Annotated in this window: 13 protein-coding genes and 1 tRNA gene; 3 read left to right on the top strand and 11 right to left on the bottom strand. The window is 33.2% G+C overall.

The features are described from left to right. Window positions 1-166: 166 nt before the first annotated feature. From GFU89_RS00920 to GFU89_RS00910, 3 genes are all read right to left on the bottom strand, one after another. Window positions 167-1018 (bottom strand): glycosyltransferase family 2 protein, encoded by an 852-nt coding sequence (locus tag GFU89_RS00920; protein WP_318845339.1) that lies wholly within the window; start codon window positions 1016-1018, stop codon window positions 167-169. 996 nt (window positions 1019-2014) lie between these two features. After that, entirely contained in the window at window positions 2015-3724 is a 1710-nt protein-coding gene (locus tag GFU89_RS00915) for a hypothetical protein (protein ID WP_318845338.1), read from the bottom strand. Between the two features lie 7 nt (window positions 3725-3731). Further along, window positions 3732-4208, bottom strand: coding sequence for a DUF5675 family protein (locus GFU89_RS00910; RefSeq protein WP_318845337.1), 477 nt, complete (start codon window positions 4206-4208; stop codon window positions 3732-3734). A 312-nt stretch (window positions 4209-4520) separates the two neighbouring features. Between GFU89_RS00910 and GFU89_RS23310 the strand changes: the two genes are divergently transcribed. Beyond that, window positions 4521-4697: a bacteriocin-like protein gene (locus tag GFU89_RS23310; RefSeq protein ID WP_413228570.1), complete on the top strand. Its 177-nt coding sequence runs from the start codon at window positions 4521-4523 to the stop codon at window positions 4695-4697. A gap of 227 nt (window positions 4698-4924) precedes the next feature. Here the strand turns inward: GFU89_RS23310 and GFU89_RS00905 are convergent, their stop codons facing one another. Further along, complete coding sequence (locus GFU89_RS00905; protein ID WP_318845336.1) at window positions 4925-6040, bottom strand: nuclear transport factor 2 family protein; 1116 nt, start codon at window positions 6038-6040, stop codon at window positions 4925-4927. Between the two features lie 112 nt (window positions 6041-6152). Next, window positions 6153-6875 carry a helix-turn-helix domain-containing protein gene (locus GFU89_RS00900; protein WP_318845335.1) on the bottom strand — a complete coding sequence of 241 codons (723 nt, stop codon included), beginning with the start codon at window positions 6873-6875 and terminating at the stop codon, window positions 6153-6155. Between the two features lie 650 nt (window positions 6876-7525). On the opposite strand from GFU89_RS00900, the gene GFU89_RS23305 reads away from it, so the two are divergent. Then, entirely contained in the window at window positions 7526-7777 is a 252-nt protein-coding gene (locus GFU89_RS23305; RefSeq protein WP_413228576.1) for a hypothetical protein, read from the top strand. A 229-nt stretch (window positions 7778-8006) separates the two neighbouring features. Further along, window positions 8007-8183, top strand: a complete 177-nt coding sequence (locus tag GFU89_RS23300) for a YodC family protein (RefSeq protein ID WP_413228569.1) — start codon at window positions 8007-8009, stop codon at window positions 8181-8183. Window positions 8184-8196: 13 nt separating this feature from the next. Here the strand turns inward: GFU89_RS23300 and GFU89_RS00895 are convergent, their stop codons facing one another. The 6 genes from GFU89_RS00895 to GFU89_RS00870 all read right to left on the bottom strand — a co-directional run bounded on the left by GFU89_RS00895 (window position 8197) and on the right by GFU89_RS00870 (window position 14949). Beyond that, the gene (locus tag GFU89_RS00895; RefSeq protein ID WP_318845334.1) at window positions 8197-8943 is read right to left on the bottom strand and encodes a hypothetical protein; all 747 of its coding nucleotides are present in this window, start codon (window positions 8941-8943) and stop codon (window positions 8197-8199) included. A gap of 40 nt (window positions 8944-8983) precedes the next feature. After that, window positions 8984-9181, bottom strand: a complete 198-nt coding sequence (locus GFU89_RS00890) for a hypothetical protein (protein ID WP_318845333.1) — start codon at window positions 9179-9181, stop codon at window positions 8984-8986. Between the two features lie 362 nt (window positions 9182-9543). Continuing rightward, window positions 9544-9617 (bottom strand) — tRNA-Arg (locus tag GFU89_RS00885). Window positions 9618-9692: 75 nt separating this feature from the next. After that, the gene (locus GFU89_RS00880) at window positions 9693-11456 is read right to left on the bottom strand and encodes a TonB-dependent receptor (RefSeq protein WP_318845332.1); all 1764 of its coding nucleotides are present in this window, start codon (window positions 11454-11456) and stop codon (window positions 9693-9695) included. A gap of 34 nt (window positions 11457-11490) precedes the next feature. Beyond that, a complete protein-coding gene (locus GFU89_RS00875) occupies window positions 11491-11982 on the bottom strand; it encodes a hypothetical protein (RefSeq protein WP_318845331.1) in 492 nt (163 codons plus the stop codon). A 3-nt stretch (window positions 11983-11985) separates the two neighbouring features. After that, on the bottom strand, window positions 11986-14949 hold the full coding sequence (locus tag GFU89_RS00870; RefSeq protein WP_318845330.1) for a tetratricopeptide repeat protein: 2964 nt from the start codon (window positions 14947-14949) through the stop codon (window positions 11986-11988). Window positions 14950-15204: the final 255 nt, after the last annotated feature.

Raw genomic sequence — 15204 nt, 5'->3', positions numbered from 1 at the left:
GCAAAGTGATATCATTATTTACTTCTTGTTTTTTGATCGTAAAGGCATTCTATTCAGCGAAGGCCTCTGCTATCATTGCTAAATGAAGTGCCATTTGCGAACAGAAAATACATACAATGATGGACGAAAACATTTGCAGAAATAACGGTTAAAAAAAAGTCTCCACTTATATTGTATTTACAAATAGATTATTTTTTAGCAACAATTTTATCCTAACTTTTAGTTTATACAGATAAGTATCCTGATATCTAATAAGATGATGTATCTGATCAGGACCTTCATAAAAATCAGGAATTTTTACATTATTTATTTCCGTAATACCCCTCCTTTTCATTGCATCATATATTATAAACATAGATGAATAATATCTTTTATATTTTTCATCTTCCTGCAAAATTCCATCGTAAGAAAACCTGCTTTTATATAAAATTTCATCAACGAATTTAATATTTCCCATCTCTACAATTTTTAAGAATAAATCCTGTTCAACAGAAGTTTCTAAGTCTGTATTAATTCCAACAGTTTTCAAATATGCACTTCTTTTAAATGTAAAAAAATGTGAAATTTGAGTTGGCCAATTGAAAAAAAAATTATTATTATATATTTTTCCAGTCCCTTTAATTATTTTCTGAGGAACCATTTTTTTATCACATAGCATCAATTTAGAATAGGTGGCAACTATAGAATAATTTGTTGTATACTGTTCCATAGATTTCTGTATCGCATTTGTAAAAAGAACATCACTAGGGTCTAAGTAAGCACAAATATCTCCAGTTGCAAGAACGATACACTTCTTTTTTGCAGAACTGCAGCCAATTTTACTTAGATTCTGATAAAATAAGAATCGGTTATCATCCTTAATTAATTGTTTTATTACTTCAACAGAATTATCGGTAGAACCATCATCAACAATAATAGCTTCCCAATCTTTATAGCTCTGATTAATAAGCGAATTATGACAATCGTTAAAATATTTGCCGCTGTTATAGTTGGTAATTAAAATTGATATTTTGGCCATAATATTACTACGGATTAAATGGGTATTTTTTAGCACCAATAGTCTATATAAATTCTTTATATCCTTAAGCTAGCTGCTTATTACAAATAAATAAAGTTTTATCTTACAAGTCCAGCATAAGGGTACTCAAAAATAATTAAAAGCCTATCCCAATAGTTATTATGTATTGTAATTTAAAAAATGAGTTAAATAGAAAGTTTTTCTAGAAAAATAAATACACATAAATCAAGAAAACACTATGCTCGTTTCATACAGCATATCATTGATAAACATCTTATTTATTGACAGTTATAATTTAATACATTTTACGTATGTCTGCATTTCTTTGAGAAATGAATTTTTATCTAATTTGCGGGGTAACCGGAAGATAATAATTTTCTGTTTTCATTAATGTCTGATTTTTTCAGCGTTCTGATAATACAATCTATCTCTATACAATAATTCCCAGATCTATTATAATCGTTTCGATACTATATAATGAATAAACTGTAATGATATGTAAAATATTTCAGACGTTTTTTAATCTAATATTATTTCTAGAAATACCGTAAAGCCAGAATACAAACACTCCTAATATTCATAACAGAGTAATAAATCTGGATCTACAGAGTGTAATGTCAATATTGGTATTGCAAGAAAATATTTGACTAAAAAATTGGATAAGATATTCGAATAGTATTACAGCCTACAATCAGCTTATAAATTAAATAAACACAAATAATGATGAACAATTACTTATACCTTGAAGGAAAATCAAAAGAAGAGATTATAAAAGAATTTGGATTAAAGCAAAATATTTATGCATCCTCTACATGGTTATATTTGCTCCATAGAAACTGGATAGGAAAAAAAACCATTCTAATTATTTATTTTTTGGACACCGTTGTTATCATGACTAAGATTGTTAAAACGTTTAAAAATATAAATAAATAATTATTTTAAATTAGTCAATACTGCAATCTCTTCAAGTTCCTTTTTCTTTAAAATTATTGAATTTTAATCCATAACCGGAAAAGACCCCAAAGTAAATTGTACGGTTTTTTCCTGATAAATATTGGGATTCATTGCATTAGGCACAACTAAAGTCAAATTGGTTCTTTCTCCAGGCTCATAGTTTTTTAATGCATCTGTAAAAGTTTGAGCATCATATACAGAATAAGCACCCACTTTTTTAACCAAAGTACCAGCCAGGATATTATTGAGATGTAAAGCTCCGCCTACAGTTGTTGGGCCTATTAATACTCCTTTTACATTCTGAAAAACGGTATTATATCCATTAAAAATATTCAACTGTACATCCCATGGAATAACATCGATAACGCCTACAGAAGCTCTAAACTTCACATCTTCTTTGGCAATGACAGGTTGAGTAACCGCATGCTGCACCGATATTGTTTTCGTATGGCTGTAATCTTCCACCATCTTCGTCATTTCAGTACTGTTCAGCACCTTTTTAAAGGAAGTATTACCCTTCGCTCCATTATTTCCCCATCTTACTCCATTGGCTATAAATCCGATATAATCTTTTTTACCAAGAGCCGCTACAGCAGCCTCAATATTAGGAGTTAGGTTAGGATCATTTTTTTGTAATGATTCTGCAAACTGCAAATGTAAATTCTGCAATTTATCGTTTCCTTCCGCTTTTGCTTTTTCGGCTGCCTGCAGGTGATTTTTAAGGGCTTCCTCCTGAGAGATGTCAGGAAAGAATTTCTCTTCAAACTGATGGATCATTTCGTCATCAGCATCATACATTTCGATTCTCGTAGTATTAATTTTTTCAGCAGTATACTGATTTTCAACCTGCTGATTGAATGAGGACTTCATGGATTTCCGGCTGCTTCCTAAACCAAGAAATGCCCAACCGCTTGATTTCTGGCTGACACTGCTCTGTTGAGCATCACTTAAAAATTGGTTAACAATCGTACTTCCGTCTAAATGTGCATTAATATAACTGCCTTTAGAATTCTTAAATTTATAGCTGACCGATATCTCACCATTTCCGTTGGCCAGAAGATTTTTAACATATTCTGTAGGATTTTCAATACTTATATTTTTAAAACTTTTATTTCCAACCAAAGTTCCTGGGATACGTTTGCTGTAAACGGTCTCCCCTCCTGCTTCTACAATGAATTCTACCTCGGTAGGTGAGATGATCTGACTTTGAAAATCTGTATTATAATTTTTAATCAACTGTTCCTGCGGAGCCAGCATCGTAGTTTCATACTGTTGGGCCAGGGAAAAGAAATGGTTGGTTAATACAGGATTGGTCACCAGGTAAGGCGTTAAAACGGGCTGACCGTTTGTGTTTTTTAGAATCGGAGGATAAAAAGCTGCTATGGTTGTGCTTTTTATTGCGGCACAAATCGATGCTTTCTGGCTTTCATTGGGTAATGCCAGCTCCTGTGTTACCGGAATAATTAAGGTCCGGATCTGATCTGAACTCTTATACGTTTCATTTCCTTTACTGTCTATATATTTAATATTATTGATATCAAACTTAAGAATAGGTAAAATAAACACCTTAGCAACAGTACCCTTAGCAACATTTTCATAAAAGCCGTGGGTGTTATAAAGCGCATATTTTCCTTTACTATCAATGGCTACATAATTCTCAACTGAAAATTTGTTCGAATTCGGCGTCACTTGCGACCAGATAATTCCGGTATTGGCAAGCAGCAATACAATGGTTACATAAAGATTTTTCATGATTAGTTTATTTAAAGGTTACTATAATGTTTTTATCAGGAGTACTGTTAGGATTTGAGGTCCCGTAAAATGCATCTTTCAATTTACTGTATGCCAGTTTACTATTTGCCACAGTACAGTTTTTAATATCGGTTTCCATCCCCACCAAAACACATCCTTTGATCTGTTTTGTATAGTTTCCCATATGAATTTGCACTCCATCTCTGTCCGGAACGTTTTCAAGCTGGATTCTCCATCCGTCATTTTTATCGTATCTCAAAATACCGTTATAGGATCCGGGAGGAATACAACTGATATTTTTTGTATTATTTTCCCATGGCAGTTCCAATGTATGGCAGATGACTTTTTTATCTGCAATGAGATATCCTAAGGTACAGGTCGCTGATGACAGTTTTCTTTCAATAACTATTTCAAAATTTCTTTGCCCAAAAAGACTGCCTGAAAAAATAGCGGTCAATACAATTACGAGTAAAGTTGTTTTCATGATTTTATATTTTAAGGGTTGAGGGGTAAACCTACGGTTACAGAGATATTGATTGATTTTATGGTAAAATTACATGTAAATCAGATCCTTGTCTATGGCACTTTTGTGTAATATTTCAGCTGCCAGAGTATCAGATTTTCTATGGCCATCTATACAGTAAGCTTTTAAATTGCTTCACTTATATAAAAAGTACTGTCACTTATTAAATCCTGCTTTGTTTTGAATACCTGATATCCCATTTTTGAACTATAAAATAAGCGGTATCCGAAAAGCTTTACCTAAAAGAGTAGGAAAATAAAAACATTTTGCAATATGAAAAATCTAAAAAAACTTTCAAGAAATGAATTGAAAACAGTAAGCGGAGCAGGACCAATTGGCGGCCCATTTCCGTCAGTATGCATATACACTCATCAATGGTGTGAAAAAGTAAAGAAATGCATCCCAAAAACAATAGACTGTAGTCAACTAGTGATACCCGATCCCATTTAAAAAAAAGCAAACCAATTTACCGAATACTTTTGGAGTGTTTTTAAAAATTATGATAACAGATCTAAACAAACAATCCTGCAAATCAATGATTTTGCAGGATTTATCTGTTTTTTTAGAAGTTTTCATTTTCGCAAGTTGTAACTGCAAACGCAAAGTTCCTGAATACTAAACTTTAAATTTCACAAAAAAATACAATAAACTAAACCTCCGTTAACTGAAGTTTTATTCTAATTATTTTTCTCAATCCATTCAATAATTTTCAGAGCAACACCATTTGATGATTGAAAATTTTGTCCGGTAATAATTCGACCGTCTTGTTCAACGTGGGATACATTTCCCTTTGAAAATTTAAAAGTTCCTCCTCTTTCTTCTATGGTCTTCTGAATTAAGAATGGAAACTGTTTAAAATATTCACCATCCTGTTTTTCAAAAGAATCAGGATAGCCGCTTATTGTCTTTCCCTGAACTAAGAATTTACCATTTTTAGTTTTCAAGTTGACAATACCTGCTGTCCCGTGACACACCGAAGAGATAACACCGTGATTATCTTCATAGACCTGCATCGCAATGCGTTGAATGTCTGAATCTTCAGGAACACCATACATCGCACTTCCCCCACCAATATAATGAACTGCTTTATACGCTTTATAATCAATTTCTTTAGGATTCAAAGTATGTCCTATAGCATACATGAAGTTTTGATTATATACATATTGTTTTTGCAAACTATCCGAGGTATCAATGTAGGCTAAAGGGATACTACCGCCTTTTGGACTTACAAAATCAACGGTATAACCAGAATTGACAAAAGTATCATAAGCGTTTACAATTTCGACAAAGCTATTTCCCGTTGAAATGGTAGAATTTCCGTAATAATGCGAATTGGAAACAATGAATAATATTTTTTTTCCGGATTTATTACTGGCTTTACTGCTTGCAGATTTGCTGATTATTTTCCATTCGCCTTCCAACTTTTTGAGCAAGAACATATCCATAAATTCTTGTTTTTTTTCAGGAATAAGAATTTCAGCTTTTGCAACAGCTATGTCATTAAAATATTCTATAGAGATGATTTTCCCTATACGACCATTAAATTCTCCTTTATTTCCTTTTTGAAACCAGGTGACATATTCTGAAATAGGAACAATCCATAAAGGCTTTTCTTTGTGGCTTAGAAAAAGATTGGCTTCAGTATAAAAAGCCTTACTAATGCTTTCGGGCTTGTTATAAGAGGTACCATTAATATAGTTTTGAATACAATTCTCAATGAGAGATTGTTCCGATTGTGCAAAACTCCCATTTGACAGGAGTATCAATAAAATTGTAAAAAAGATTTTTCTCATAAACGTTGGATTTCAATTATTTAAAAATGTTTCACAAAAATATATTGCTTACGTTTAAAATCATTCCAGGTTTATCATCATGAAGTACGGATGTATATTTTAGGAGTAAAAATTATGTTTTTTGGTAATTTGAAGGCGTAGTTCCTGTGATTTTTTTAAATGAACTATAAAATGTACTGCTCGAATTAAATCCTGATTCAAAACCCACCGCATCTATTTTCAACTGAGTACTTTCTTTTAATAGTCGCTTTGCTTCATCAATCCGGTATTCATTGATGAATTGAGTAAAACTCTTATTCAGATTATCATTAATAAATTGGGATAATAATTGAGGGCGAATATTTAATTCCTTTGCTAAAATAGATAAAGTGAGATCAGGATTCGTATAGATTTTCCTTGTCTCAAAAAGTATATTAATTTTTTCCTGAATTTCCTTTACCAGCTTTCCATCTATTTTGTTGATGTATTTTTCCTTACTAATAACAGAAATCGATGTTTTGTTTTTTGCATAATAAATGAGAAGAAAAGAAATGTAAAAGCTGAAGGAAAAAGCCAAAGCCCCGGAAATATATGAAGTATATCTGGCTAAAGAATAAGAAAGCCAAATAGCAAAAACACCACAGATAACTGACAATATCCAGGTTTCCTGATAGCTAATCTGGTTGCGGTTGGTTACTAATTTCCTGAAAATTTCTCTAGCCTCATAAATAGATAGTACAATAAAAATAAACCACTGAATATTGATCGAATAATAAATGATTCCCCTCCATAGCACAGGATTTTCCTTGTATGGAAAAAGAAAACCAAAAATACTTATCGCCGTCATGATAACCATGAGACTGTATTTTGCAAAAGAATAATTAAGCTTTTGCAGCAATGATTTAACAAAAAAATACAATAAAGGACCAATAAAAAAACAAGCCGACAATCCTATTTGTAAATACGTTTTTGACAACTGCGGATTGAAATTATAAAATACCGATTTTCCGATTCTTGTACTTAAAGATAATAATAGAAGTCCTAAAAATAAATCGGATACCGCTTTGTTTCTCTTGAAGAACAAGAAATTAAACCCCCAATACAACACTATTAAAAACACCTAAAGCACTTAAGAAAAATAATATCTGATTGTCAATATTCATTATTTAAAATATGTTTCTTTTTCGAGTTGTTTACAGTTATCGTTTCAAGCTTTTGGATGTAATTTGACTTTTACCACAAGATTTCTTTGCGAAAGCCAATATACCAAATTTTGCGAAAACTTTTTATAAAGCTCTTTACAACTCTTGATATAAAACCTTTGTTCTTACAACAAAATATTTTCTATAGGCTCAAAGTCTGGAGACTTTTTTCAGCAGAGGAAATCAAGATAATAACGCAATATTAATGATAAAAACACAGTTATTTTTATATACATTTATATTAGTCAAATTAAGCTTCAAAATAAGTATCTAAATGTCCTAATTTGATCCTAAAACAGCAGGAATTATCTTCAACATCTATGATAAAGATAAGTTTTTACAGCATGTAGTTACTGATGATAATGGCGAAATCGGGTCTTTCCTTGGATCTGGAAATTACAGAATTGAGCTTGTAGAAAGCTCATTACCTGCCAACACCTATTCTGAGAAAACAAACCAGGAATTTACCGTTCAGGCAGGAAAAATAATACATCTTGAACCATTTGTCATCAAGGTTTCAGAGAAAAGGGTGCATATTAAGAAGTTTGGAAATTAGATGAGGAAAGTTCTTGAGTATATATGAAGTTTAGATTTTTCATTAACGTTAATGTTTAAATCTTCTGGTTTCAATATTTAGACGTTATTATAAAATATATTCATTAGTCCCAAAAACTTTTATAGGCATTTAAATAAAAGAGTTACAACTAACTAATTAGCATTTACGGGTTCCCATAATCATCTGTAAATATTTTATTTAACTTTATATTTATTAAAATAAATTAAATATGGAATTAAAAATTGGAGACGTAGTATGTTTGAAATCTGATTCGAGTGTTTACATACGTATGACTATTAACGGTTATAGCATTGATGGTAATGATTACTGGACATGTGCTTGGTTTGATAAATATGAACTCCGTCAAGCTAGTTTTCATAAAGAGGCTTTAAGGAAACTTAATTAAAACAAAGCCCCCATTAAGGGGCTTTGTTGTTTTTATTTTCAAAAATTACTTTATAGTACTTAAGATTATCTTCTATCATGTATTTCCAGGGTTCCTCTTGATTACAAAATATTTGACATGTATATATCACAAACCTAAATATTATTGCAATATTCCCTAGATAAAACATTAATTTAGGGATACTTACATTCAACAGAATAGTCTTTTTCTTAATTGATTCATAAGTATTGTATCTGTTCATATCTTTACGGTGCTCCCTAATTGATTCCTTGAAGTCATTGCTAAATTTGGCAAATTCTAAATCTAGTTCGTTCTTTTCATTGAGTAGTCTTTCAAATTCTCCATCAGCAATTGGCCCATCATTGATCTTTTTATTGATTTCTTCTTTTCGTGAAGCTTGCGATTTAAATTTTTCATTAACTGATTTAGCAAGTAAATCTGAGTCATTCAGTAATGTTATTAGTTCAGTTGAGTAACCTTCATGTTGATCTAAGGTGGAATGAAGTAGGAATTGTTGATAATAGTAAATATTAACAAGTAATAAAACAAGTGTTATTATTACAACATTAACCGACAGTGACACACCTTCAATCTCAATTCCTGAAATAACTATAAAATTGAGAGATAATAAAATTATCAAACTCGATGAAACAACTGTTTTATTACCGAAACTTATTGATTGTTCACTTAAGAAAGACACAGCTTTCTTTAAATCCAAGTTATTTAATTTTTGTTTATAGCTCATATCATTAGTTTCCATAAATATAACAAAAAAAGCCCTCCCCAAGAGAAGGCTTATACTAGTTAATTTTAGTAAAAAATATGCAATCCTTAGTAATTTTGTGCCTTAATTTATAACGCCCAGATTCACCTTTTGCCATCTCAATGAAATCTTCGCTATTAATTGCAAATTTTTCATTAATTTCTTCAAAAGAAATTCCCATACACTCATTTTTGTGGATTACTTCTAAAATGTAATCGAAAACTATCTGCTTCATTTTATTCCTAGAGCACCAGAGCTCAATATCTCTAATATAATGAAATGAAATTAAATACGAAATAATTATATCGGATTTTTTCAACCTCTTTTGCTGGAACTGGAATTTCTTTCCCAATCTCATCTTGCATCTTATCCACATCCTTGATTCCGGCTTTCTCCATAGTTGCTATAATGATTGACTCCCGTTTACTGACATTAGCATTTTACAGCACCTCCCTTCGTTGTTGATTATATATCAAATGTTTATTGCGGAAAGAAGTATTCATTAACAGAAAGAATGATTTCGCAAGAGAATTCTTTTTGTTAATGATTAACAAATAAAAAAGGCTTAAACCCTCTATAAGATTGGTTTAAGCCTTGTGACTTCGGAGGGGTTCGAACCCCCAACCCTCGGAGCCGAAATCCGATATTCTATCCAGTTGAACTACGAAGCCATTTTGGTGAGTAATAAAGTAATTAATAACAAGTATACAAATATAGTTTATTATTAATTACCCATTACTTACACTCTAGAAAGTGATCTTCACTCCTCCCAGAATCTGAGCACCCAGGACTTTATATCCTTTGTACGTCTGATACTTTGAGCTCAGAAGATTATTTCCGAGTGCGAAAATACTGAAATTTTTGTGAATTTTATACTCTGCAGAAAGATTTAAATCAGCATAACCACCAACTTTATCATTTGTATTCTCCGTAGACTGGAAGATCACATTCGGTGCTCCCATCCCTTCGATTGCATAAGAGTTTGTAGTTCTGTCACTTGCAAAGATTCCTTTAAACCCTAACAATAGCTTTTTGTCAAGCATTGTATATTTTGCCCCGATACTCGCATTGAACAAAGGAATGTTATAAATATTGTCATAAGTCTTAAGATCGTACTTGGTGAACCTTATTTCTCCGTCTAAAATCAGGTTCGCTAACGGGAAATACTGTACGCTACCTTTGATATCACTTACATTTCCATCATCGTATACTGCTGAGAATGTATTGGCAAAATTGTAGGCAGAACGGTTAACAGAAGTATTATCAAAAAGACCATTAGCCTTAAAGAACATAATATCTCTCATCTTCCCATAACCTGCAGAGAAGTCATATTTCAGCGTTTCATCGATATCTCCTCTCAATCCTACATAAAAATGATATTTCGTCTCTGTAGGCTTTAAAAACTGGTCAGAAAGGATGAATGGATTCGTCTGCAACATATCTCCGTACGTATTCAATTTCAGGCCTCCGTCTACTCCACCATAGAATTTGAATTCTTTGGCTGCTGCAAACTGAAATTCTGCCTGCGGGAACCAATAGGTTTTATTATTTTTTTGCTGCTCCAGCTGGTCATTGGAATTCTTAGCATTCAGGAAAGAGAATGAAGATCCTAACGTCAAATAAGATTCTCCTTTTCTGAACGTCACTTTCGGAGTCAGGCTGGTGTTGAAGAAATTGGAAGAGTTTTTATCTCTGATCGCAAAATCGGTCTTCACAGCATCCAATCCTACACCTAAGTCAGCATTCAGATTAATTCCTGATTTCCCTAGTTCAACAGCATGTTTGGAGAAGTTAGCTAAAATCGAAACCTGGTTTTCCGAAGCATCGAAATGATCTTTCAGGAATGATGATTTTACCCTTACATCATTTAAGATTTCGTTAGAATAAAAATCATAGTATCCATTTACTTTAAACTGATTTACTTTTTGCTTCAGATCAAGATCTCCGGTTGGCTGCATCGCATAGATTCCATAATAATTATAGTTGTCTAAGCCATATTCAGCGTTGATATTGAATTTTCCTTTTTCTCCGTAAGAGTTCAGGAAAGCACCAATATTAGCCGAAGTCTGCCCGGATTTCCAGTCATACTCTTTTTTAAGACCATTCGTAGAAAGTACATGAACATCCGCTCCTACTTCAAACTTATTTTCAAGGGTTTTGGATATGTTTCCATCTACTAAGACTTTCCCGTAATTCCCCATTCCGATCTGGAAATAGTTATTTTGAGCGGTCCCATCAAATTTTGGAGCTACGTCCTCCCCCTGAATTGTTGAAGTTTTAAAGTCTGAAACAGCAGGAACATCCGTGATGGTATATTTCACAGGTGTCTGCGATTTCTCTTCCGGCGGATAGTTTTTAATGGTTTCCACAGAAGTTTTCTTCTTCTCGATCTTCTTCACTTCCGGCTCTCTCTTTTTGTTAAGAACCAGTTTTTCCTCCTTGATCTGGGAAAACGCCACTGACGAAATTCCTAAAAATAATATGGATAATATTTGAATCTTCTTGTTCATATTTTCTTTATTTGAAAAAAATATATAACGGGTTTTATTTATTGGAAGCAATATAACTGCCTAATAAAGCTTTCCCTGACTGTTTTGAAAAAGTTCTCCCTAGTCTGAATATATTAAACAGCCAAAGGCTTTGATAAACTTGTAATTTGTATTGATAATTTTTCGTTGTACTGTTCTCTGCTACATCATAACTGTAAGAAATATCATAAGGAAATCCTGAAGGCAATAACCCCACTGTAAGCATACTTCCTATCATTGGGTTTCCACAAGGAGGAGTACGGGTCAGCATTGGATGCAGTGTGATTTTAGCTGCTTGGGTACTGTCTTCCACGATTTCATAAATATCAGAATGTTTTAAAATCTCGAATTCCTTCTTAAGTTCTTTATTCACTACAAAAGCCTTTTGCTTTGGAAAGTCAGCTTTTGTGCGGTTGTACTCTTTAGGATATGCACTGTACGATGGAATGCAGCTCCAGAGTGAAACCGAAACTAAGAAAGAATAAACAGCAATTTTAAAAACCTTCATGTACTATTTCTTAATCTGTTTTTTAACTTCTTTTGCTTCTGCAACAATTTCAGGGAAATCCTTATAGTTCGCAATGATCTGATCACAGGTATAACTTGCCTGGTAGTTGTCCTTCAGGCCGATATAGTTTTTCGCCATCAACACCAAGGCTTTTGCTCCCCAGAATTCTTCTGATGCATAGTTATTGGCAAGCTTAAAGATCGTCTCATTAGAAGACTTGAACGCTTTCCCTTTGTTCTGATAGTATGCTTTTGCGTATAAAGCTTCCGCTGCTACAGAAGTGTTGGATGACTTTTCAAGAGAAACATATGCAGACTGTGCATCTTTATCTTTTCCTGAGTTCATAAGACTTCTTGCTTTGATCACTTTCGCAGTTTCAATAACGGCTGCTGAATTTTTAGAATTTCCAATTACTGCATTGGCTAATTTTTCAGCTTCAGAGAAGTTATTTTCTTCCGCATACAGCTTCATCAATTCCACATTTGCATAATTTTTAATGTTGATATCTGAAGAATTTTTAATGCCTTCAAGGTACTTTTTCGCTTCCGCAGTATTCCCTTGTGCAATAAATATTTGAGCTAAACGAGTTTGTGCATCATCCTGGTAATCATTCTGAATTCCAGCCACTTCCTGAAGAACAAGTAAAGCTTTAGTTGAATTATTGGTTTGGTAATAACTCTCTCCCAATTCATACTTCGCCTGGTACAATCCTTCCCCTGTCGGATTCTGTGTCAGATACTTTTCGTAGTAAGAAATTGCGTTCTTATAATCTTTCTTAGAGAAGTATTGTTTTCCGGTAGATAAGTTGATCTCATCAATTTCAGAAGCATCTACATTTACGCCGATATTTCTTGCAAAACTTTCATAGCCTGAAACGTCTCCGTTTTTCGTGAAGATAGGTTTTGCTGCCTGAACGATCTTCTGAGCATAAGCGGTATTTTTATACTGCTCACCCAGAGATTTCAGTTCAGAAATTGCTTTATCATTCTGGTTCTGGTCTATATAATTCTGTGCTCTGTAAATAGAAGCATTCGCAATAAGGTCTTTGTCTGATGATGTTTTAATCAGTTTCCCGAAATAATCATTGGAATTGACAAAATCATCCTGAGCAGCATAAGCTGTTCCTATTTCGTATTGAGCATCATCATAATATTCAGAATCCGGATATTTTGATAAAAGATTTTTAAGGTTGGTAATCTTCGCCTGAGTATCTCCTTTGAATCCTAAAGCCATTGCTTTCTGGTACAAAGTATAATCCGTTGCATCTTCATTTTTATCATAGATGGCAATTGCTTCGTTCAGGTCATTATTGGCATAATGAATATCTGCAAGACGAAGTTCTGCATCATTTTTAAATTCCGGCTTCGGATTGGTAAGATATTGTTTGAAATAAGTTGCCGCCTGGTCAAATTTCTTAGATTTAAAATAAGCGTATCCTAAATCGTAAGGCAGCTGCTGCTTTTCAGGGAAGCTTTCGGTAAGAAGCTTTTCATAACGGGCGATGGCAGATGGATAGTTTCCTTTCTGGTAATACACCTGTGCCAGCCAGTATAAAGCCCTGCTGTTGAATTCTTTATTAAGATTAAAACCAAGACTTCTTAAGAAATACTTTTCAGCCTCGTCATAATTTCCTTTGTTGAACTCTTCCGTTCCTAATAAATAAGAAACTTCCTGATCTACCTTGTTGATATCAGGAGTAGAACTCTGCAATCTGTCAATAGCGTTAAGGGTTTCTTTATAGTTTCCGGAATATAGGTATGATTTTACCAATAATGACCTCATTTCTGTGGCATTGGCACCATTCTGATTGTCGTTGATATAACTTTGGATTACCGCAGAAGGACTTTCAAACGGGTTTCCGATGTCGTAACTTAATTTAGCATACTGCTCATGAGCCAGTTTTTTTACTTTCGCATCATAATCCATCTGATAAGAAGAACGGAATGCAGAAAGAGCCTCCTGTTTTTTGTCTACCGCCAGATAAGCATTTCCCAGCTGGTAGTAAGCATTTTGTGCTAAAGCAGAATTGCTGTTAAGAAGCTGGTTGTAATAAGAAACTGCTTCATCATATTTTTTCAGCTGTGCAGCCACAAATCCCATCTCATACAAATCGTTTTCGGATGGATTTTGCTGTACACTCAGATAATCTTTCAAATGCGGATAGGCAGAAGTATAATCATTCTTCATGAAGTAACTCTCTCCGATGATCTTATGAACTTCCGCTTTATAAGAATCTGAAATATTTTCGTTCAATAGAGCTGTTCCCTCTGTAATGGCCTGGTCGTAGTTCTTATCGTTATAATACATCTGTACATAATAAGGACGTACCAGCTTTGAGAATTTCCCCTGATCCTTTATAGAATCAAAATACTGGAAAGCTTTATCATTTCGTCTGTTGCTGTAATATAAATGCCCAAGCATATAAGCGATATCTCCTTTTTGAGACTCGTCCGCAGTTTTATAGGCTTCTTCCAGGGCATCGGTAGCTCCTTTAGAATCACCCGTCATGAATTTTGCATATCCAAGCTTCAGAATATACTGCGTATTCTCTTCTTTTGAAAGCTGATACTGGTTTACTTTTTTCAAAGTCTCCAAAGCTTTATCAAAATCTTTCTTTGCCAAGTAGTAATCTGCCAATGGAAGATTAGCCTGAGCAAAATAAGCCGAATTCGGATATTCTTTCATGAAAGCTGTCAATCCTTCTTCAGCATGATTTTTCTGAAGAATCACACCAATTACATTATCAAAAAACTGCGCAGCTTCCTTTTTCGAACGTGACAAATTCTGGTTGTAGAAATATTGTCTTGCATATTCGTATTGAGAAGCGTTGTATATTTTGGTCTGATAAAGATTTTCAGCTAGATTGAATCTGTAATTTTCTTTCTGGGTAAAATATTGGGACTGTTGAGCATCGGAGATTCCGAAATAAATTACTGCAGCCGCTAAAAGTATTTTTTTTGATTTCATTCTTCTTGATATAAGAAAATTAGTCTAAATAAGTTAACGAAAATATTAAAAACTTATTGTTTAAGCAAGTTTTAACTGATTTATTAGGCTTAAATAGCAAATTAACAACGATGAAAATTTTCTCACCATTCAATGATAAAATTTACTACTTTCGTCTGATAAAATGTAAACAATTTTAATAATAAGTTATCAAAAACATATTTTAAGTTGATACTTTTTCAACAGCAGCTAAAAACATACCATAAACATACCATC

The sequence above is a fragment of the Chryseobacterium sp. JV558 genome (assembly GCF_033712365.1).
Classification (GTDB): domain Bacteria; phylum Bacteroidota; class Bacteroidia; order Flavobacteriales; family Weeksellaceae; genus Chryseobacterium.
Note: the sequence above shows the minus strand (reverse complement) of the source record. Positions and strands in the feature narration are given on the sequence as shown.